Annotated in this window: 18 protein-coding genes and 2 pseudogenes; 7 read left to right on the top strand and 13 right to left on the bottom strand. The window is 70.3% G+C overall.

Features of this window, described 5'->3' with window-relative positions; genetic code table 11:
* Positions 1-184 precede the first annotated feature (184 nt).
* On the top strand, positions 185-1,252 hold the full coding sequence (locus ACFZBD_RS01740; protein WP_391133601.1) for an LLM class flavin-dependent oxidoreductase: 1,068 nt from the start codon (positions 185-187) through the stop codon (positions 1,250-1,252).
* Positions 1,253-1,311: 59 nt separating this feature from the next.
* Here ACFZBD_RS01740 and ACFZBD_RS01735 read toward each other — a convergent pair whose 3' ends face one another.
* The 6 genes from ACFZBD_RS01735 to ACFZBD_RS01710 all read right to left on the bottom strand — a co-directional run bounded on the left by ACFZBD_RS01735 (position 1,312) and on the right by ACFZBD_RS01710 (position 7,189).
* Entirely contained in the window at positions 1,312-2,214 is a 903-nt protein-coding gene (locus ACFZBD_RS01735; RefSeq protein ID WP_391133598.1) for a TauD/TfdA family dioxygenase, read from the bottom strand.
* Between the two features lie 97 nt (positions 2,215-2,311).
* Positions 2,312-3,649, bottom strand: coding sequence for an NtaA/DmoA family FMN-dependent monooxygenase (locus ACFZBD_RS01730; RefSeq protein ID WP_391133595.1), 1,338 nt, complete (start codon positions 3,647-3,649; stop codon positions 2,312-2,314).
* A gap of 87 nt (positions 3,650-3,736) precedes the next feature.
* Positions 3,737-4,804 carry an ABC transporter permease subunit gene (locus ACFZBD_RS01725; RefSeq protein ID WP_391133592.1) on the bottom strand — a complete coding sequence of 356 codons (1,068 nt, stop codon included), beginning with the start codon at positions 4,802-4,804 and terminating at the stop codon, positions 3,737-3,739.
* A complete protein-coding gene (locus tag ACFZBD_RS01720) occupies positions 4,801-5,628 on the bottom strand; it encodes an ATP-binding cassette domain-containing protein (RefSeq protein ID WP_391133589.1) in 828 nt (275 codons plus the stop codon). The genes ACFZBD_RS01725 and ACFZBD_RS01720 overlap by 4 nt, the downstream gene beginning before the upstream one ends.
* Positions 5,629-5,634: 6 nt before the next feature.
* Positions 5,635-6,711: an ABC transporter substrate-binding protein gene (locus tag ACFZBD_RS01715; RefSeq protein WP_391133586.1), complete on the bottom strand. Its 1,077-nt coding sequence runs from the start codon at positions 6,709-6,711 to the stop codon at positions 5,635-5,637.
* A gap of 349 nt (positions 6,712-7,060) precedes the next feature.
* On the bottom strand, positions 7,061-7,189 hold the full coding sequence (locus ACFZBD_RS01710; protein ID WP_391133583.1) for a putative leader peptide: 129 nt from the start codon (positions 7,187-7,189) through the stop codon (positions 7,061-7,063).
* 314 nt (positions 7,190-7,503) lie between these two features.
* Here ACFZBD_RS01710 and ACFZBD_RS01705 point away from each other — a divergent pair, with 314 nt between their 5' ends.
* The 3 genes from ACFZBD_RS01705 (at position 7,504) to map (ending at position 10,274) form a co-directional block, all read left to right on the top strand.
* The gene (locus tag ACFZBD_RS01705; RefSeq protein WP_391135869.1) at positions 7,504-8,334 is read left to right on the top strand and encodes a tetrahydrofolate dehydrogenase/cyclohydrolase catalytic domain-containing protein; all 831 of its coding nucleotides are present in this window, start codon (positions 7,504-7,506) and stop codon (positions 8,332-8,334) included.
* 260 nt (positions 8,335-8,594) lie between these two features.
* Positions 8,595-9,356, top strand: a complete 762-nt coding sequence (locus tag ACFZBD_RS01700) for a hypothetical protein (protein ID WP_391133580.1) — start codon at positions 8,595-8,597, stop codon at positions 9,354-9,356.
* A 120-nt stretch (positions 9,357-9,476) separates the two neighbouring features.
* Positions 9,477-10,274 (top strand): type I methionyl aminopeptidase, encoded by a 798-nt coding sequence (map, locus tag ACFZBD_RS01695; RefSeq protein WP_391133577.1) that lies wholly within the window; start codon positions 9,477-9,479, stop codon positions 10,272-10,274.
* A 221-nt stretch (positions 10,275-10,495) separates the two neighbouring features.
* Here map and ACFZBD_RS01690 read toward each other — a convergent pair whose 3' ends face one another.
* The gene (locus tag ACFZBD_RS01690) at positions 10,496-11,665 is read right to left on the bottom strand and encodes a macrolide family glycosyltransferase (protein WP_391135866.1); all 1,170 of its coding nucleotides are present in this window, start codon (positions 11,663-11,665) and stop codon (positions 10,496-10,498) included.
* 86 nt (positions 11,666-11,751) lie between these two features.
* Positions 11,752-12,405 (bottom strand): CatB-related O-acetyltransferase, encoded by a 654-nt coding sequence (locus ACFZBD_RS01685; protein WP_391133574.1) that lies wholly within the window; start codon positions 12,403-12,405, stop codon positions 11,752-11,754.
* Positions 12,406-12,504: 99 nt separating this feature from the next.
* On the opposite strand from ACFZBD_RS01685, the gene ACFZBD_RS01680 reads away from it, so the two are divergent.
* Positions 12,505-13,128 carry a TetR/AcrR family transcriptional regulator C-terminal ligand-binding domain-containing protein gene (locus ACFZBD_RS01680; RefSeq protein ID WP_391133570.1) on the top strand — a complete coding sequence of 208 codons (624 nt, stop codon included), beginning with the start codon at positions 12,505-12,507 and terminating at the stop codon, positions 13,126-13,128.
* 286 nt (positions 13,129-13,414) lie between these two features.
* Here ACFZBD_RS01680 and ACFZBD_RS01675 read toward each other — a convergent pair whose 3' ends face one another.
* Positions 13,415-13,600, bottom strand: coding sequence for a hypothetical protein (locus ACFZBD_RS01675; RefSeq protein WP_391133567.1), 186 nt, complete (start codon positions 13,598-13,600; stop codon positions 13,415-13,417).
* A 266-nt stretch (positions 13,601-13,866) separates the two neighbouring features.
* Positions 13,867-14,409, bottom strand: a complete 543-nt coding sequence (locus ACFZBD_RS01670; RefSeq protein ID WP_391133564.1) for a 2'-5' RNA ligase family protein — start codon at positions 14,407-14,409, stop codon at positions 13,867-13,869.
* Positions 14,410-14,681: 272 nt separating this feature from the next.
* Between ACFZBD_RS01670 and ACFZBD_RS01665 the strand changes: the two are divergent.
* Positions 14,682-15,197 (top strand): annotated as a pseudogene (locus ACFZBD_RS01665) (MarR family winged helix-turn-helix transcriptional regulator).
* Positions 15,198-15,499: 302 nt separating this feature from the next.
* On the opposite strand, the gene ACFZBD_RS01660 reads toward ACFZBD_RS01665, so the two are convergent.
* Entirely contained in the window at positions 15,500-16,117 is a 618-nt protein-coding gene (locus ACFZBD_RS01660) for a hypothetical protein (protein ID WP_391133561.1), read from the bottom strand.
* A gap of 231 nt (positions 16,118-16,348) precedes the next feature.
* Between ACFZBD_RS01660 and ACFZBD_RS01655 the strand changes: the two are divergent.
* Positions 16,349-16,474 (top strand): annotated as a pseudogene (locus ACFZBD_RS01655) (IS5/IS1182 family transposase); the annotation flags it as partial.
* Between the two features lie 66 nt (positions 16,475-16,540).
* Here the strand turns inward: ACFZBD_RS01655 and ACFZBD_RS01650 are convergent.
* On the bottom strand, positions 16,541-17,080 hold the full coding sequence (locus ACFZBD_RS01650; RefSeq protein ID WP_391135863.1) for an SMI1/KNR4 family protein: 540 nt from the start codon (positions 17,078-17,080) through the stop codon (positions 16,541-16,543).
* Positions 17,081-17,824: 744 nt separating this feature from the next.
* Positions 17,825-18,640: a DUF2382 domain-containing protein gene (locus ACFZBD_RS01645; RefSeq protein ID WP_391133558.1), complete on the bottom strand. Its 816-nt coding sequence runs from the start codon at positions 18,638-18,640 to the stop codon at positions 17,825-17,827.
* Positions 18,641-18,642: the final 2 nt, after the last annotated feature.

Genomic DNA, 18,642 nt, shown 5'->3' with positions numbered 1-18,642 from the left:
ATCCGGTCGACCCCCGCACCCGGCCGGCGCCCTCCAGGCGCCGGCCTCCGCGCTTCGCCCTCTTCGCGCGTCGTCCCGAAGGCCGTCGCGGCGCCCCGCCTCCCCGCGCCGCGGGCCAGGACCGCGCCCCGCTTCCCCGCCCCGACCCACCCCGCCCCGATCCACTCCGCTCCGGAGGTCCCACGTGAGATTCCAGGTCCTGACCATCGTCGGCCACGCCGCGCATCCGCTGACCGGCGCCCTCGGGTCCGCCGCCGACCGGCTCGCCGACGTCGTCGACACCGGCGTCGTGGCCGAGGAGCTCGGCTTCGACGCGTACGCCGTCGGAGAGCGCCATGCCGGCGCCTTCCTCTCCTCCAGTCCCACGGTCCTGCTCGGCGCCCTGGCCGCCCGTACCACCCGCATCAGGCTGCTCACGGGAGTCACCGTCGTGGCCGTCCTGGACCCCGTCCGGGTCGCCGAGGACTACGCCACCCTCGACCAGCTCTCCCGCGGCCGGATCGAGCTCGTCATCGGCAAGGGAGCCGAGAAGGGCCACTTCGACCTCTTCGGGCTCGACGAAAAGCTCCAGTGGGAGTACCAGGCCGAGAAGTACCGGCTGCTGCGCCGGCTGTGGCGCGAGGAGAACGTCAGCTGGCACGGCCGGTTCCGCGCGCCGCTGAAGGACGTCACGACCGTTCCCCGCCCCTACGGCGGCCGGCCGCCGCGCGTCTGGCACGGCTCGGCCACCAGCCTCGACTCGCCCGAACTCGCCGCCGAGCACGGCGATCCGCTCTTCAGCGCCAACGCCATCCAGCCCCGCCGGGCGTACGCCCGCCTCATCGACCACTACCGGGAGCGGTTCGAGGCGCACGGGCACGATCCGCGCACCGCCTACGTCGGCGCCGGTTCGGGCGGGCTCTTCATCGCGGACACGACCCAGGAGGCCGTCGCCCGCTTCAAGGACTACTACGAAGCGCGGGTCCGGCAGACGTACGATCCGAGGCTCGAGGGCAGGCCCGGATACAACACGCCGTTCCGCACCGTCGAGGAGGCCGTCGCCGACGGCCCGCACCTCATCGGCAGCCCGCAGCAGATCATCGACAAGATCCTCGGCTTCCACCAGGCCTACCGCCACGACCTGCAGTCGGTCACCGTCGACGGCTCGGGGCTGGCCCTGCCGGAACAGATCGAGCAACTGCGCCGCTTCGCCGACGAGATCGCCCCGGTCGTACGCAAAGAGGCCCCGACCACCCTGTGGCAGGAGCCCTGAGGCGCGGCGCACACCGTCGCCGGGCGGGGCGCGGAGCCCCGCCCGGCGACGGTGTTCTCTCAGGCCGCGGCGGGCGTGTAGTGGGAGGCGTCGTCGCCCTCCAGGACCCGGCTGCGCTCGCCGTCGACGCCGACGGGGACATCACCGGCGACCGTCACCCGGTGCAGCAGACGGGGCAGGTCGCCGTAGTCGTCCGGGGCGTAGTGCTGGGTGATGCGGTTGTCGAAGAGGACGACGTCGCCGGGCGCCCACACCACCCGCACGATGTTCTCCGGGCGGGTGACGTACGACTGGAAGATGCGCAGCAGGTCGCGGGAGTCCGACGGGCCGAGACCGACGATGCTCTGCGCGAAGCCGCCGATGAAGAGACCGCGCTCCCCGGTCTCGGGGTGGACACGCACGACCGGATGGGCGGTGCGGTACTTCCGGGACACGAACCGCTTGCGGTGCTCGGCCGCCTTCTCGCTCTTCGGCGCGGCGTAGTCGTAATCGTTGGTGTGCACCGCCCACAGCCGGTCCGCCAGCTCGCGCAGCGGCTCGGGCAGATCGCGGTACGCGGCACCCGAGTCGGCGATCAGGGTGTTGCCGCCGTAGGGCGGGACCACGATGCCCCGCAGCGTGGACGCCTTCGGGGGCGTACGGACGAAGGTGACGTCGGTGTGCCACCGGTTGGCGCGGACGCCCTCCTCGCCGTCGACGGGCAGGATTCCCGGCTGGCCGTCGACGGACGGCACGGTCGGGTGCGCGCTGGTCAGCTCGCCGAAGAGGGCGGCGAAGCGGAGCTGGCCGGCGTCGTCCAGGTTCTGGCCCCGGAAGACGAGCGCCTTGTGCGCGAGGAGTGCCGAGTCGATCTCGGCCACGACGGCGGGCGCGAGCTCGCCGGAGAGGTCCACGCCGAGGATCTCGGCGCCGATCCGGCCGCCGATCCTCCGTATGTCGAACGCGGTGCTGCTGGTGGTCATGGGTGCGGTGTCCTTTCACGGGGGCTGCGGTGGTGGGTGCGACGCAGCGGCATTGGGGTGGCGGGGTGTGGGGGAGTGGGGGGTGGGGTCGGGTGTGCTACGCGCCGGCGGCCAGCCGGTTGGCGGGCCGCGGCAGCCCGTAGTGGTCGCGGAGGGTGCGGCCGGTGTACTCCGTACGGAACAGGCCCCGACGCTGGAGGATCGGGACGACCTGGTCGACGAAGTCGTCGAGCCCGCCCGGGAGGTGCGGCGGCATGATGTTGAAGCCGTCTGCCGCGCCTTCGGTGAACCACTCCTGCAGCTGGTCGGCGATCTGCTCGGGTGTCCCCGCGAAGACCCGGTGGCCGCGACCGCCGCCGAGCCGGGCGATGAGTGCGCGCAGTGACAGGCCGTCGCGCCGGGCCAGTTCGGCGACGAGCGTGAAGCGGCTCTTGTTGCCGTTGATGTCCCGCTCCTCGGGCAGGTCGGGCAACGGACCGTCCAGGGGCAGTCCGGTCAGGTCCGTGCCGAGCATCCCCGACAGCTGGGCGAGCCCGTACTCCGGCACCTGGAGGTCGGTCAGCTCCCGCTCCAGGGCGCGGGCCTCCGCCTCGGTGGATCCGATGACGGGGCAGATGCCGGGGAGGATCTTCAGCGCACTCTCGTCGCGGCCGTAGCGGGCCAGCCGGCTCTTGAGGTCCTTGTAGAAGGTCTGTCCGTCGGCGAGGGTCTGCTGCGCGGTGAACACGGCCTCGGCGTACCGGGCGGCGAACTCCTTGCCGTCCTCGGACGACCCGGCCTGCACGAGCAGCGGGTGGCCCTGCGGGGAGCGCGGCACGTTCAGCGGACCCCGGACACCGAAGTACGGGCCGCGGTGGTCGATCTCCCGCACCTTGTCGGTGTCGGCGTAGAGGCCGCGCTCGCGGTCGAGCAGGATCGCGTCGTCCTCCCAGCTGTCCCACAGCTTGGTGGCCACCTCGACGAACTCCCGGGCCCGTTCGTAGCGCTTGCCGTGCTCGAGGTGTTCCTCCTGCCCGAAGTTGCGGGCCTCGTTCACCGTCCCGGAGGTGACGATGTTCCAGCCCGCACGGCCCCCGCTGATGTGGTCGAGGGAGGCGAACTTGCGGGCGGTGTGGAACGGTTCGTTGAAGGTGGTGGAGACGGTGGCGATCAGGCCGACGCGCTCGGTCACCGCGGCCAGCGCGGACAGCAGGGTCAGCGGCTCGAAGCCGCCGAGCGCGTTGTGGCGCACGTTGCCCCACAGCGCCAGGCCGTCCGCGAAGAAGATCGAGTCGAGTCTGCCGCGCTCGGCGGTCCGGGCGAGCTGCTGGAAGTAGGCGAGGTCGGTGACCCGCTCCGGCTGGGTCAGCGGGTGCCGCCAGGCGGCGTCGTGGTGGCCGGCGTTCATCAGGAAGGCGTTGAGGTGCAGCCGGCGGGGCGGGGGTGTGGCGGGCATGGTGATCCTAGGCGTGAGAGGGGAGGGCGCGCGGCCCTTACGGGGAGGGCGCGCGGCCCTTATGGGGCGGGGTGGCGGGGCGGGCCGTCAGGCGGGCAGGCGCCAGGAGCTGAGCCGTCGCTCCACGGCCACGAGGAGCTGGTTGAAGGCCACGCCGATGGCCGAGATGGTGATGATCCCCGCGTACATCTGCGGGATCGCGAAGTTGTACTGCGACGCGTTGATCAGATAGCCGAGCCCGGCTTTGGCGCCGATCATCTCGGCCGCGACCAGCACCAGGATGGACACCGCTCCGGCCAGCCGGATGCCGGTGAAGACGACGGGCACCGAGGCGGGCAGGATCACCTTCTGGAACAGGCGCGGCGCCGACAGGTCCATCGACTTCGCCAGCCGCAGGAGCGTCGGATCGACATGGCGTACGGCGCTGATGGTGTTGAGCAGGATCGGCCAGGTGCAGGCGTAGACGACGATGGAGATCTTGGACGTCTCGCCGATCCCGAGCAGCAGGACGAAGACCGGGAGCAGGGCGAGCGCGGCGGTGTTGCGGAAGAGTTCCAGCAGCGGGCCGAGGACGTTCGCGACGGGCTTGTACCAGCCGATCAGCAGGCCGAGCGGGACGGCCACGGCCACGGCGATGCCGAAGCCGCTGAACGACCGCGTCAGACTGGCCCCGGCGTTCTCCGCGAGCTGACCGTCGGCGGCGAGCTGCCACCAGGCCGTGGCGATCTCGCTGAACGGCGGCAGGAAGGTGCGGTCGACCAGATCGAGGCGGGGCGCGGTCTCCCAGAGCAGGAGGAGCCCGAGGACCGCCACCGACTTGACGGCGGCGGTCCGCAGGAGGCGGACCGCGCGGCGTCCGGTGGCCCGTGCGGCGGCGGCCCCGCCGTGCGGCGCGCGGGGGGCTCCCGCCGCCGCGGCCTTCCGCGGCGTGGAGACCGCGTCCGCCACCGCCTCGGCCACCACTTCGGCCGTCCCGGTGGCCACGGTCGGGCCGGTGGTCTCGGCGGTGTCGGTCGGGCCGGTTGTCCCGGCGGCCACGGTTGTCCCGGCGGCCACGGTCGGGCCGGCTGTCCCGGTGGCCGCGGTCGGGACGGTGGTATCGGTCGGGGTCACGGACTGCTCGGTGGGGGTGCGCGTACCGGTCGCGGGGCTCATACGGTGACACCTTCCTTCTCTTCCTGCTGGGCCTTGGCCACCTCGTCGTGCAGCAGGGACCAGATCTCGTGCCGGTGGCGTGCGAACTCGGGGCTGGAGCGCAGGTCGTCCGTCGCGGTGCGGGAGGTGAACTCGATCGGCACCACCTGCTTGATGCGGCCGGGCCGGGACGTCATGACCGCCACCCGGCCGCCCAGGTAGACGGCCTCCTCGATGCCGTGCGTGATGAAGACGATCGTCTTGCCGGTGCGCTCCCAGATGCGGAGCAGTTCGTCCTGGAGGGACTCCCGCGTCTGGGCGTCGAGCGCGGCGAACGGCTCGTCCATCAGCAGGACGTCGGGGTCGTACGCGAGACTGCGGGCGATCGCCACCCGCTGCCGCATCCCGCCCGACAGCTCGTGCGGGTGCCGCGACTCGAACCCGGAGAGGCCGACCAGATCGAGAAACTCCCGGGCCCGGCGGGCGCGTTCGCGCCGGGGGACCCCGGTCGCCTCCAGGCCGAACTCGACGTTCCCCTGCGCGGTGCGCCAGGGCAGCAGCGCGTACTGCTGGAAGACGATGCCGCGGTCGAGGCCGGGCCCGGTCACCGGTTCCCCGTCCAGGAGGACCCGGCCGCCGTCGGGGCGGGTGAGACCGGCGAGCAGGTCGAGGAGCGTCGACTTGCCGCAGCCGCTGGGGCCGACGACCACGACGAACTCGCCGGCCGCGATCTCCAGGTCCACGCCGTCGAGCGCGGCCAGTTCCCTGCTCCCGTCCTTGAGCGGGAAGGTCTTGCGTACGTTCTCGAAAGCGATCTTCGGCGGGGCGGCGATGGGCTGTGTCACGGGGGATCAGCTCCTTCCCTGAGCGGCCGAGGCCGAGGCCGAGGTGGCGGCGGACGGCCGCCGGGCGTCGGCGGCGGCGTTGAACTCGTTGGTGTACAGATCCGCGAGCTTCACGCGGCCCCGGTCGATGTCCCCGCGCTCGGCCAGCCAGTCGATCCACAGCTGGAGTTCCTTGCCGGTGATCAGCCCCGCCTTCTCGGCGACACCGAAGGACTGCCAGTACTTCAGGGGCGTGCTGTCCTCGTTGCGGCCGCGCTTCTCGACGATCTCCGTCATCCGGGCGACGACCTCGGCCCGGGGGGTGGTCCGGGACCACTCGATGGCCTTGCCCACTCCGGTGACGAACGTCCTGGCGGTGTCCGGATTCCGCTCCAGGAAGCGGTCCGTCATCACGAACGTGCCGGCGCTGAACGCCCCCAGCAGCTGGAAGTCCGTGAACAGCGGCCGTATGCCGCCCGTGGCCAGCGCCTTGTCACGCAGGATGCCGCCGAGCACGGCCACGTCGATCTGCTTCTGGCGCAGCGACTGCTCGGTGTTGACCGGGGGCACGACCAGCGGTTCGACCTTGCCCGCCTCCGCCGCGGACAGGCCGGCCCGTCGTAGGTAGATGTCGAGCATCGCCTCGGCGTGGGCGCCGAGGGTGTTCATCCCGACCTTCTTGCCCGGCAGGTCACGCGCCGAGCGGAGGGGACTGTCGGCGAGGACGTAGTAGCCGTTGTACGCGTGCTTGTCGGCGCCGTAGTAGCTGATGACGGCCTTGACGGGGCTGTTGTTCGCGGCGAGCTTGACCACGGCGCCGTTGAACGCGCCACCGAAGTCGGTCTGGCCGGTGGCCGCGGACTGGATGTCCTGCGGACCGCTGATGGTGTTGCCGACCCACTCCAGCTTCACGTCCTCCAGATAGCCGAGGTCCGCGGCCAGTTCCGGCAAGGTGACCGTGCCCGCCCACCCCTGATAACGGAGCGTCCTGGTCTGCCCCGTGGTGGAGGAACCGCCGCCCAGGGCCGTGCCGCAGCCGACGGCGGCGGCGGACAGGCCGAGCAGGGTGAGGAATTGTCGTCGGGTCGATGCGGTCGGGGCCATGGAAGGTCCTGTTCGGGATCGGAGGTGCTGAACGAAGGAATCGGCCGGGGCGCGAAAAAGGGCAGGGGAAAGCGCCCGAGGTGTGCCGGTGCGGGGAAAGACGAAAAATGGCAGTAAGGGGCCGACGGAATTCGGGGAATTCAACCGTCGGAATGTCCTGTCACACGGGAGTCCGCGGGGCGCGGTGCGCGCCGTCGTTCACGAGGCGCGCACGGGTGGGACGCCTGACGCGACGCGGACTGTTCCGGGCGGGACATGGGACATGACGGAGTGCGGACGTGCGGTCCCGCGAGCGTTCACATGCCCGGTCGGGCCGGGGCATGGGAGGAGAGGAAAGGGGCCGCGGGGTCTATCGACAGGCGGCACAGATGGCGCTGGCCTGGCGTCGCAGATCGACGTGCAGGCGCGCTACGAAATCCTCGGACTGGCTCACAAGCAGGATCCTGGCAGCAGGCCGGTTCCCCGTCAATGTACGCATTGTTACGTCTCACATTGCGCATTCCCGTCGCGGACGTGCGGAGAGGCGAGGGGTGCTGCTTCGGCGTGATGCCGAGTGGTTCGGCGGGCGGTCGAGCGCCTGGTACGGAGCCGTTCCGGGGCCCTCGCGTAGAGTGGGCGCGGGCCGTGACTGGCGCTTGAGGTGGATCACCACCGGGGAGCGGCTCCGTGGACACCGCGCACCCGCGCGGAACCGCGCTGCCGTGCGCCTGGGCGATCGACCGTGTTCTCGACGACGCCCAGGAGTGGCTTGTGTCCCGTGTCAGCGCTACCCCCAGCAGCACCGCCGCCCTCATGGACGGCACCGCGCTCGCCCGCCGTACGGTCGAGGAGACCGCCGTCCGCGCCGCCGAGATCACTCGCCGCACCGGCGTCACGCCCTGCCTCGCGACCGTCCTCGTCGGCGAGGACCCGGCCTCCGTCACCTACGTACGGATGAAGCAGAACCGCTGCGCGAAGGCCGGAATCCGCTCCCGCCACGTGGAGTTGCCCGCCTCCACCACGACGGCGGAACTGGTCGCCGCGATCACCGCGCTCTCCGAGGACCCCGAGGTCCACGGCATCCTCCTGCAGCACCCCGTCGGCCCGCACATCGACGAGCGCGCCGCCTTCGAGGCGATATCCCCCGCGAAGGACGTCGACGGCGTCACCATGGCCTCGTTCGCGGCGATGGGCTTCGGACTGCCCGGCTTCGTCTCCTGCACGCCCGGCGGGATCATGCGGCTGCTCGACGCGTACGAGGTCGCTCTGAGCGGCAAGCGCGCCGTCGTCGTCGGCCGTTCCGCGATCCTGGGCAAGCCCGCGGGCCTGCTCCTGCTCGGCCGCGACGCCACCGTGACGTACTGCCACTCCCGTACCACCGACCTCCCCTCCGTCGTCCGCGAGGCGGACGTCCTGGTCGCCGCGGTCGGGAAGCCGAACTTCCTCAAGGGCGAGGACATCAAGCCCGGCGCGGTCGTCATCGACGCCGGCTACAACCCGGGCAACGTCGGCGACGTCGACTTCGCGTCCGCCGCCGAACGGGCCGCCCTGATCACCCCGGTCCCGGGCGGAGTGGGCCCCATGACGATCGCGGTCCTGCTCGCCCAGACGGTCGAGGCCGCCGAACGCCAGCTGGGCCTCTAGGGCGTGTCCGGAAAGTCCCGCCGGGCCCGCGACGCCGGCGGCGGGGGCGGTTCCGGCACCGTCACGCGCGAGCCCGGGCCGCGAACGCCGAGGCGCTGACGCCCTGCGGCCCGCGCTGGTGGGGGATGCGTTCGCTAGCACAGAGACGACGACGGGAACAGTCGTGGCGCGGGGAGTGATTGTCACGGTTCTGTACGAGACCTGCTGCAACTTGCCCGCAGAGTAGGCGCGCCGGCCGTTCTCGGGTGACCCTGGTCCGTATGGCCCCGTTCTCCGCCGACCCCTCGTCGCCCCTGCGGAACCTCTTCCTGCCGGTCCTGCTCGTCCTCGCGGTCGCCCTGGCGGCGGCCGCGTTGCTCGTGAGCCGTGACGCGGGTGGCCGAACGCCGCCGGGGGACGCGAAGGCCGGCCGGGCCGACGCGGCCGGCCGGACCGATCGGACGACGCAGGCCGGCGCGCAGGAGCCCGCCCCGCTGGGCGGGATCGCCACGCGCCGGCCCTCGCCCACCGCCCCCGCCTCGCCCTCCGCTTCCCCCGCCGCCCCCTCGGCCACGGCTTCCGCCACCGCACCGTCGTCGGCCTCGGCCCCTTCCGGGGTGGCGCCCTCCGCCTCGACGGCGACCAGGCGTCCCGAGCGCCGCCCCGACCCCGCGCCGTCCGCCCTGCCCTACGACCGGCTCCGGGCGGGTGAGTGCTTCGACTTCGACCGGTCCGCGCCCGGCACGGTCACCCGGCGCGCCTGCCACCGCCCCCACGACGCCCAGCTCGTCACCGTGCTGAGGCTGACCGGCGACCTCCTCTCGGACCGGGACGTACGGGAATCGGCGGCACGGCTCTGCCGGGAGCCGCTGCGCCGCAAGGCGGCCGACCAGCCGCTCGGCACCCGGTGGACCACCTTCGTCCAGTACCCGTACCGCACCAGCTATCTCCTCGGCTCCGACACGGTGGCCTGCAGCCTCGCCGCCCACGGCGCACGCGACACCCCGGAGCGGGACCGCAAGCTCACGGCCCCGCTCCTCTGACCAGCTGATGCGAGGAGGCGACCAGAGGGTCGATCACCCTGCCGACGACACTCAGGCACCATTTAAATACCGGTATAGTTTTACCGGTATAGTTATTGGTTCCATGGAGAGAAGCGGCACATGATCGAGATTCTGAACCCCGCCCAGCTGGCCCGGGCGCGAGACGCGGGCGCTCTGGTCGCAGACATCCTGCACACACTGAAGGGCCGGAGCACGGTCGGCGCGAACCTCCTGGACATCGACCGGTGGGCCAAGACCATGATCGTCGATGCGGGGGCTTCGTCCTGCTACGTCGACTACGCGCCGTCCTTCGGGCGCGGCCCGTTCGGCCACTACATCTGCACGGCCGTCAACGATGCGGTGCTCCACGGACGCCCCTACGACTACACGCTCGCCGACGGTGACCTGCTGACACTCGACCTTGCCGTCTCCCGGCGGGGAGTCGCAGCCGATGCCGCCATCAGCTTCGTCGTAGGCGACGCGCAGCCCTCGGAGAGCATCGCGATGATCAAGGCGACCGAACGCGCACTGGCCGCGGGGATCGCCGCCGCCGGCCCCGAAGCCCGCATCGGCGACATCTCGCACGCCATCGGCACCGTCCTCGGGCAGGCCGGATACAAGATCAACACCGAGTTCGGAGGGCACGGCATCGGATCGACGATGCACCAGGACCCGCACGTCGCGAACACCGGGCGATCCGGCCGCGGCTACAAACTCCGCCCCGGACTGCTGCTGGCGCTGGAGCCGTGGGTCATGGCCGACACCGCCGAACTGGTCGTCGACGCCGATGGCTGGACGCTCCGAAGCGCGACGGGCTGTCGAGCGGCACACAGCGAGCACACGATCGCCATCACCGAGGACGGGGCCGAAATCCTCACGCTGCCGACGCTGCCGACGCCGGCGCAAGCGCAGGGCTGAAGCCCCCGGGGCTCCGGCCGGCCACCCCGCCCCTGGCCCGCCGCTACCCCGCCGCTCGCCGCCCGGCTTCCGGAGGTCCGGGGCATGATCGGCCCATGATCGGCGTCGCATGGCCCGGGGGCCTCTTTGATCACTGCCGCTGTGGCGGGCAGGTCAGTGGCCCACGTCCGCGGCCGGGCCGGAAGGGCCCGGAACACTTGCTCGGCTGACTGGAGGAGCTGTCAGGGCGCGAGGTCCTCGTTGGCGGCCAGGATGTCCTCGATGAGGTCAGCAGCGCGTGAGGTGCCGCCCTCGGCCCGGGCGGCGGCCTGCAACTGCGCGGATCGGTCCAGGCGTTCCGGATCTGTGACCAGGTCGTTCAGGGCCGCGCGGAGGGTCTCGGCGGTGGCGTCGGCGGTGTCCACCCGGCGGGCGACGCCGAGTTCCACGAGTCGGTCGGCGTTCATGAACTGCTCGGCCCCCTGCGGCACGGCGATCATGGGAACGCCGGCGAGGAGCCCTTCGCCGCAGCCGCCCATGCCGGCATGGGTGACGAAGGCGTCGGCCCTTTCCAGGACCGCCCGCTGCGGGACCCAGGAGTGCACCTCGACGTTGGGCGGGATGGTGCCGAGTTCCTCGGGGTCGGTGTACGTGCCGATCTGGAGTACGACGTGCCAGCCGGGCAGGTCGCCGAAGGCGGCGATGCACTGGCGGTAGAACGCGGGCCGGCGCGTGTACGCCGAACCGAGCGAGATCAGCAGGACGTTGTCCGCGGCCGTCGGGCGGGTCCAGCCGTCCGTGTCCGCTCGGGTGTCGAAGCAGGGGCCGACGAAGGTCACCGTGTCGGCGTCGACTCGGTCGGCGTGCGGCTGCATCGCTCGCGGGATCAGGGCGAGGGCACGGGCGGGTGGGCCCGAGAACGTGTCCACGTCCGTGGTGCTCGCCCCGCACCCGGCGAGCCACCGCGCGAACCTGTCCCGGTACGCGTCGGCGCCCGGCAGCTTCCGCAGCTGCGCCGCGACTTCCTCCTGGTAGCCGTCCCAGCTGACGAACGTCGGGGACAGCTGCACGAGGGTACGGCCCTGCGCCTCGGCGAGGGCGCGCGCGGCATAGGCACCGATGTCGTACAGATACAGGTCGGCCGGATCGTCGTCGTAGGCGGCTCGTAGTTGGGGGAGCGCTTGGACGGCGTTGTCCAGGAAGAGGCTTGCCGCGGCGATGGGATCGGCAGGCCAGTCGTTGTCCGCGACGGGCAGCGTGGAGGTGCAGGGCACCAGCTCCGCGCCGGCGGACTCGATCCGGTCGGCCACGAACGGGTCGTTGGCGTAGGTGACCCGGTGCCCGCGGGCCACCAGCTCGCGGATGAGTGCGAGGCTGGGCAAAACATGACTGACGATGGGGATGCCGACCATCGCGATGTGGGCGGGGCGAGAAGACACGGGCGATCACTCGTTTCTGGCACGGGACCCGTGCCGGGCGGTGTGGCGAGGACGCGGTGTCAGGCCTGATCGATTTCCGCGGCGGCCTCCTCCATCTCGGCGACGGTGCCGGACATGATCGTCCGTACGTGCCTGGTGATGTGCCGCAACGGCCAGTCCCACCACGCCACGGCGAGGAGCCGGGCGATGTGCGCGGCGTCGTAGCGGGTACGGATGAGCCGGGCCGGGTTGCCGCCGACGATGCCGTAGTCGGGGACGTCGCCGGTGACCACCGCTCCGGCGGCGACGATGGCGCCGTGACCGATGCGTACACCGGGCATGACCGTGGCGCCGTGGCCGAACCACACGTCGTTGCCGACGACCGTGTCCCCACGGCTGGACAGACCGGTGATCAGGTCGAAGTGCTCCGCCCAGGAGCCCCCCATGGTGGGGAACGGGAAGGTGGAAGGGCCGTCCATGCGGTGGTTGGCGCCGTTCATGATGAAACGGGTGCCCGTCCCCAGCGCGCAGTACTTGCCGATCACAAGCCGCTCGGGACCGTAGTGGTACAGGACGTTGCGCGTCTCGAACGCGGTCGGATCATCGGGATCGTCGTAGTAGGTGAAGTCACCGACCTCGATCAGCGGCGACTGCACCAACGGCTTGAGCAGAACCACGCGCGGGTGCTCGGGCATCGGGTGGAGCACGGTGGGGTCGGCAGGGACGGGCGGCATCGTGGAGGCGGTTCCTCTCCCGGAAACGTAGAGCGACGACTGTCGCGTTAAGATGCTGGCACAGCCCTGCCGTCTTGATCAACCGGATACTGACTGCCGATGACAGACTCACTGGAAACGACGCCGGACCGCCGTCCGGGTGGTCGCAGCGCCCGCGTCCGCGCCCAGGTCCTTGATGCGGTGCGCGCCGAACTCGCCGAAGGCGGTCACGAAGGACTCACGGTGGAGGGTGTCGCGGCGCGGGCCGGAGTGCACAGAGCCACGGTCTACCGGCGCTGGCGCGATGTCGGCGGCCTGCTCGTCGACGTCATCGGCGCCGCCGGCGAGATCGACTGGCAGCCGCCGGACACCGGCTCCCTGCACGGCGATCTGACGGCCCTCAACCACGAGATCCAGGAGTCCCTGGTCCTACAGCCGTCGTTCGCCATCGCCCTCATGGCCGCCTCGTTCCACTCCGAACAAGCTGCGCGGGCCCAGACGCAGCTGTGGACGGACCGCTACGCCCAGTGCGAGATCCTCGTCGAGCGCGCCATCGAGCGAGGCGAACTCCCCGCAGGGCACACGGACGCGCGGAGCCTGCTGATCGCCGCTACGGCGCCGCTCTACCACCAACTGGTGCTCCTGCGTGCCGATCCCGACCCACAACTCCCGGAACGGGCCGCGGAAGCGGCAGTCCTGGCGGCTGCCGGAGGTGCCTTCTCCCGTCGGGGAGAGAGCGTGTGATCGACGGGCGGGCGATCCGACGCGGCCGTCCCTGTCCGCGTTCACCTGCTGTCTTGAACGTCACCTTCACCCGACGAGGCGCGGGGACCGCGCCTGCGGGGTAGGACCGAGCGGGGGCGGCCGGCATCACCGACCAGGACGGCACCGGTGTCGACACCAGCGCTTTAGGTCACCCGCTGGCGGTCACCGCGGACGCCGCGCCGAGCTTCGCGTTCGCGTCCGGGAGGTGGCCCGGGACGACGACGGCCGTGCGCGGGGCCCTGTGAGGAATGCCACGGGCCGGACCTTAAGCCGCGAGCTGCTGCTCGGTGTCCATCGCCTTGGTCCAGGCTCTGACGAGAGCCTGGTAGATCCGCTGCTCATCGGAGGTGAGCGACCGCTGCTCCCCGTGCGCGCGGGCCCACAGGCCGCGAATCGCGTTGTTGAGGGCAGTCGGTCCGGGGCGCTCTCTGTGCGTGGGTCTCTGGGGCATGCATCCAGGGTAGGCGGGAGGTCTGACAGACACGGACGTCTGAACCGTGGGATCCGCCACGTCCCCATCGTCATACCCGGGCGTGACCGGACACCACCGCAGAGTGAGCGATCAGGCGCGGGGGTGAAGCCTGGCCGTCCGTGTCGTAGGTACGCGGCAACGCGGGCGACCGCCCGCTCGTCCCGTTGCGCCACGCTTCGCGGCGGGGCAGCCGCGTGCACACCCGATGCGCAGACGGGTCGCGCATCCGACCGCGCCGCCCCACGTCAGGGGCCCAGGTGTCCGACGGTACGGGTGAGCGAGTCGTAGTACCGGGCGGAGGCCCACTCCCCGGTCACGGCACACGGCGGCGTGCCGGCGGTGGGGGAGAGCAGCTCCTCGGCAGACACGGCCCACACGGCGTCGCGCCCGCGCCCGAGCGTGATGTGGGGGACCCAGCGAGCCGGGTCCAGGAGAGGGTTGGGCCTTCCGCTGTCCGGCGCGTCGCGCAGGACCCGCCACACCGTCTCGTGCAGAGCCAGCAGGGCGTCGTCGGGCCGGACGGCCCAAGCCAGGACCTGCACGCGGCCGGAGAAACGAACCAGTCCATCGAGGCACAGCGGAACGGGCAGGGCCCCTGCCAGTACGTGCAGCAGCCGGGCGCGCGCCCCCGGCGGCAGGTGATCGGCCGCGCCCAGGGTCAAGTGGGGCCGGTTCGTCTCATGCCGGTGGCCCGCTTGGCTGGGCAGCCCCCTGTCCGCAAGGTGCTGCCATACGGCCCGTACGACCCGCTCGGTCTCCCTGTCCGGCAGCAGTTCCACGCTGAACACGCCGGCAGCCTACGGCCGCGCAGGTCATGCGCGAGGGTCTCGTGACCGTGTCCCGAGGCGATCCCTCCTGACGGTGCCCGGCAGGGGAGGGTCGCGGCTGCTCCAGGCGGCCCTTTCGTCTGCACCGAGGGGTACGAACTATGGGCAAGACAGGGTGGATTGGTCTCCATGACGAGCCCTGCAGTGCGCCCGGCCAGACCGCGCAGCGCTTGACGCAGAGATCCAAGGTTCGACAGTGCCCACGTGCACGGGGGCGGTGTAGCGTCGCGATCATGAAACCGTCCAGCGGCAGCATCACTGACCAGGCGCCGGCTGATCCGGCCGCCACAGACGGCATGTTGGCCAGCCAGCCCATCGGCTATTGGGCGGGCCTTGTCCACGAGGCAGTGACCCGGCGTCTGCGTGACGCCATGGCCAGGATCGACGTCACCCAGCCGCAGTACTGGGTACTCAACCGGGTAACCGGCGGGTCCACGGCACCCAGCCGTTAAGAGGTGATTGTCCAGCTGACCCCTCTCGCGGGCGGGCAGCACGAGATTCCTCGGGTCATCGACCAGTTGCTGCACCGAGGCTGGCTACGGATCGACGCTGACCAGAACCTGCACCTCACCGATGCCGGCGAGGCTGCCAGGGCCCGGCTGCGCGGGCTGGCCACAGAGCTCCGGGCGGAGGTCCACAGGGACATCAGTGACGAGGAGTACGTGGCCGCACTCAAGGTACTGCGCACGATGATCGCCAACGTCCAGGGAGACGGGAGCGCCATCGCTGGTCGTATGCGGGGCATGTGAACGACTGCGGTAGGTCTCAATGCTGGGGGCAAACTCCAGGAAGCGACCGGGTGCCGCTTCCTGCGGGCGGGTCCCTCATCTGTTCTTGTCAGGGCTACGTCGGCTGAGAAGGTGTCAAACGGGCCACCAGCAGACCGGTAGAAGAGAAGCGATGTTCCGCCGTCTTCGAGGCCCAGGGCGCCGAAAGCCCAGGCGGCGTGATCAGAGGACGCGCGCTCGCTGGCGTCGGTAGCGACGCCGAACTGGGCTGTAGATGCTTCGGAAGGGGCGTCCAGCGGCGATGCACGGTGGCAGTGGCCTGCTCAGTCGTCGAACCACACAACGAGACGCACGTTGTCGTCACCATGCTGTGCTGCGAGTGCTTTCATGGCTTCCCAGACGGGTTGCCACTCGCCGGTTTCGGTGACGGCATCTCTGCGACAGATGGTGACGGATCTGTAGAGCGTGTCTCCGACGAGCCACTCACTTCCTTCGGGCCACTCCCGAATCTCACCGGCTTTGAGACCGACAGACGCGGCGAACGCGCTACTCCAGGAGGCCTTGCCCGTCATCCGGAGCCCGTTCGGCGTCTGGCGGTATTGGTGCAGCCGACTGTCGGGCTTCTCTGCAGGCTCGTCCCAGTCGACGGCCTTCACCTCGGCCCACGTGATCCACGTGGTGCCGTGAAAGCCGTCCTCGCCGTACCACTCGGTCAGCTGGGCGAACCGTGCACTCACAGTGGCAGAGGCATCGATGGGAAACCCCCGGCCTGCGGCCACGGGACGGAAGTTCGCGTAGTTGCGGACCCCGAAGAGACACCCGAACGCGTCGTAGTTACGGACATCGTTGAGAGAGTCGAGGTCGTATGCGCAGTACCAGATCGGTTCCTGATCGTCCTGCGGCGCCCGGTACTCGAGGAAGCCGCTTATGTCTGTACCCATGCCACACATTCTCTCGATGCCGTCAAATGGTTTCGTCTGCACCGGACCGACCACCTACGCATACGTGAGCTGCCTGGCCAGGAGGTGTTGTGGTGGGAACAGCGCCCAGATGGCCTTTCCGTCACAGCACGGACCGCAGCTCTCACCGTGGTCCGGTGTACACGGATGCGACCGGCACCGACGGCATGTGATCCGAACGAAACGGCCTAACCGAGCCCTGTCAACGGCACGCGAGCGCCGGTCGAACGAAGCATCGCGCGACTCAAGTCCTGGCAGATCCTTCGCCGGGCCCGCTGCAGCCCCAACCGGATGACCGTCATCGCCGCAGCCGCCATCACCCTGAAACGTCAACGCTGATGCATCTCATTGCCGTTCCAGGGTGAGGACGGATTGGCAGTGGCCGTCATCCAGTCGGGAACCGTCTCACGACCAGACAAGTCGACCTTCGGCGAACCGACAGACCGGGTAACCTCCATCGGCGATCCTCGTCAGCATCTCCGCCACGGAGTCGAAATACTGGGCCATCGATTCGTACTCGCCTGTGACCGTGGGCTCACCCACGAACCATCTGCCGACGCGCCCGTCCCTCACATCGACGAACTTTCCCATCCAGCCGTCCCGGTCGGACAAGAACGGGATCCACTCATTACGCCAGAACGGATAGTCCGGCTGGTCCGGAGGATCGAATCCGCAGGACGTGGAGCGGTTCGCGTAGAGCCTCTCCATCGCCCGGATGCCCAGAAAGAAGCTTCCCTCGTCTGGAAACCCGTCGAAGCCGCAACATTGCACTTCGTCGTCGACGTCTTCCTCCGGCAGATCCAGATTGTTCTGCAACAGCCACGTCCGCAGGTCCCCATGAAGGAAGATCCCCATCCGTTCCTCGGCTGCCACGAGCATCTCCTCCGTAGCGGGCCCCGGCAGATCCGCGCGATCGGCCGGCGCGTGCTCCCGAAGAAGACTCATCACACGCGACCAACTCTCAGCCACACTCATCGCCCTCTGCCCTCTGCCCTCTCTGCAGGGATATCTCCGTCCGACTACGCCACTGCGGAGGTCGGGCAGTACCGGCCGGAGAACCTTGCAGGGATGGTACTTCGAGCATGCGTTCCATCCCTCCCCGCGATCATCTTCCGCCCTGAAGCGCAGGGCAGGCCGAGGAGTTTCGTTTCCAGGACTCAAGCGAGGGCCACGGCGTCACCCTGAAGTGGCGAAGCCGAAAACGCTCAGTGTTCGCCGCGGTGGGGGCGAAGCCGGGCGGTGCCTCGCTCCGTCCTATCCGGCACGCCTCCAACTGTCTCGTCCTCGCCTCAGTCCGGGTGGTGTTGGGCATCCCGCATGTCACGGCGGTGCATCTCCCCCTCGGCGCCCTGCTGATGAGTCGGAGTGTGCCGGCCGGCGCGGCCTTAGGGACTGCCAGCCGGAGGAATTCCGAAGCCGACGTTCAGCTGCTCCGGCGTGGCGAGGGGCAGGGACTGCTGGATGGCTCCGTCTGTCGGCAGGTCAATGTGCGCCATGCCCGGCTGACTGGGGGCTGTCATCTGGAGAGCGGCGCACCGGTTGCCTGGGGTCGACCTGAGCGGGCCCTCCCGTCCGGCGGCCTTCAGGTAGGCACTCCTTTCGTCGGCGGCGCGGCGGCGCGGCGGGTCCGGCCTCCGCACCGCGCCCCCACCCTGAAAGGGTGAGAGCGCGGGCACCGCTCAACGGAGGTCAGCGCTCCCGCCTGTCGGGGTCTTCTTCGCCCTCGATGTCGATGTGCTCCTTGCGGACCTCGCCGACGACCGTCTCCTCCTCCGTGACCTCCTCCGGGCTGAGGCTGACCCGCTCGACCGGCACGGCCCGGGTCTCCACAACGGGCCGCTCCTCATGGAGGGTGACCTCGTGCTCGGCCTCGGAGATCTCGGGGCCGGACATAGCCTGGTCGCGGTTGGCGTCGGTGATGGGCTCGCGTACCACGCGGACCTCTTCGTGACGCACCGGGATCGTCTGCTGGACCTCCTCGGTGACCACGTACTTGCGCAGTCGTGCCCGGCCCACCTCACGGCGTTCGGTCCCGACGTGCATCTCCTCCTCGGAGCGGGTCATCGCCTCGTCGCCCGAGCGGGACCTGTCCGTCTCGCCGCGCATCTCGTCGCCCGTGTCCCCGCTCATCCCCCCGTGAGCCCAACCGCCCTCACCCGGCTGATTGGCCCGCTGCCAGGCGTCGTCCCAGTTGATGCCGTAGTGCTGGTAGAGCCGCCGCTCCTCACCCTCGGACAAGTGGCCATCGGCGTCGACGTCGATGTTCGGTGCGTCCTTGATCCTGTCCTTGGGGTACGGGACCTCCAGATGATCCTCGATCACGGCGGCATCCTTGATCGGGACGAAGGACTCACGGGAGCCGAACAGGCCGGTCTTGACGCTGACCCACTCCGGGAGACCGGTCGCGTCGTCGAGGAAGACGTGCTTGGCCTCACCGATCTTGTGCCCCTCGGCGTCGTACACCGGGTGGTCGAGCACGGCGGGGATCTGCTCTCGGGTGATCATGT

The sequence above is a fragment of the Streptomyces sp. NPDC008121 genome (genome assembly GCF_042957155.1).
Lineage (GTDB): Bacteria > Actinomycetota > Actinomycetes > Streptomycetales > Streptomycetaceae > Streptomyces.
The sequence above is the reverse complement of the archived record's forward strand: the minus strand, read 5'-3'. Positions and strand labels throughout refer to the sequence as shown.

Bases quoted from the DNA above. Each gene is read 5' to 3' on its own strand.
- ACFZBD_RS01680 (WP_391133570.1), top strand. From the start codon at position 12,505: ATGACAGACTCACTGGAAACGACGCCGGACCGCCGTCCGGGTGGTCGC.
- ACFZBD_RS01650 (WP_391135863.1), bottom strand. From the start codon at position 17,080: ATGAGTCTTCTTCGGGAGCACGCGCCGGCCGATCGCGCGGATCTGCCG.
- ACFZBD_RS01730 (WP_391133595.1), bottom strand. From the start codon at position 3,649: ATGCCCGCCACACCCCCGCCCCGCCGGCTGCACCTCAACGCCTTCCTG.
- ACFZBD_RS01725 (WP_391133592.1), bottom strand. From the start codon at position 4,804: ATGAGCCCCGCGACCGGTACGCGCACCCCCACCGAGCAGTCCGTGACC.
- ACFZBD_RS01715 (WP_391133586.1), bottom strand. From the start codon at position 6,711: ATGGCCCCGACCGCATCGACCCGACGACAATTCCTCACCCTGCTCGGC.
- map (WP_391133577.1), top strand. From the start codon at position 9,477: ATGATCGAGATTCTGAACCCCGCCCAGCTGGCCCGGGCGCGAGACGCG.
- ACFZBD_RS01660 (WP_391133561.1), bottom strand. From the start codon at position 16,117: ATGGGTACAGACATAAGCGGCTTCCTCGAGTACCGGGCGCCGCAGGAC.
- ACFZBD_RS01690 (WP_391135866.1), bottom strand. From the start codon at position 11,665: ATGGTCGGCATCCCCATCGTCAGTCATGTTTTGCCCAGCCTCGCACTC.
- ACFZBD_RS01645 (WP_391133558.1), bottom strand. From the start codon at position 18,640: ATGATCACCCGAGAGCAGATCCCCGCCGTGCTCGACCACCCGGTGTAC.
- ACFZBD_RS01735 (WP_391133598.1), bottom strand. From the start codon at position 2,214: ATGACCACCAGCAGCACCGCGTTCGACATACGGAGGATCGGCGGCCGG.
- ACFZBD_RS01705 (WP_391135869.1), top strand. From the start codon at position 7,504: ATGGACGGCACCGCGCTCGCCCGCCGTACGGTCGAGGAGACCGCCGTC.
- ACFZBD_RS01685 (WP_391133574.1), bottom strand. From the start codon at position 12,405: ATGCCGCCCGTCCCTGCCGACCCCACCGTGCTCCACCCGATGCCCGAG.
- ACFZBD_RS01700 (WP_391133580.1), top strand. From the start codon at position 8,595: ATGGCCCCGTTCTCCGCCGACCCCTCGTCGCCCCTGCGGAACCTCTTC.
- ACFZBD_RS01675 (WP_391133567.1), bottom strand. From the start codon at position 13,600: ATGCCCCAGAGACCCACGCACAGAGAGCGCCCCGGACCGACTGCCCTC.
- ACFZBD_RS01710 (WP_391133583.1), bottom strand. From the start codon at position 7,189: ATGCGTACATTGACGGGGAACCGGCCTGCTGCCAGGATCCTGCTTGTG.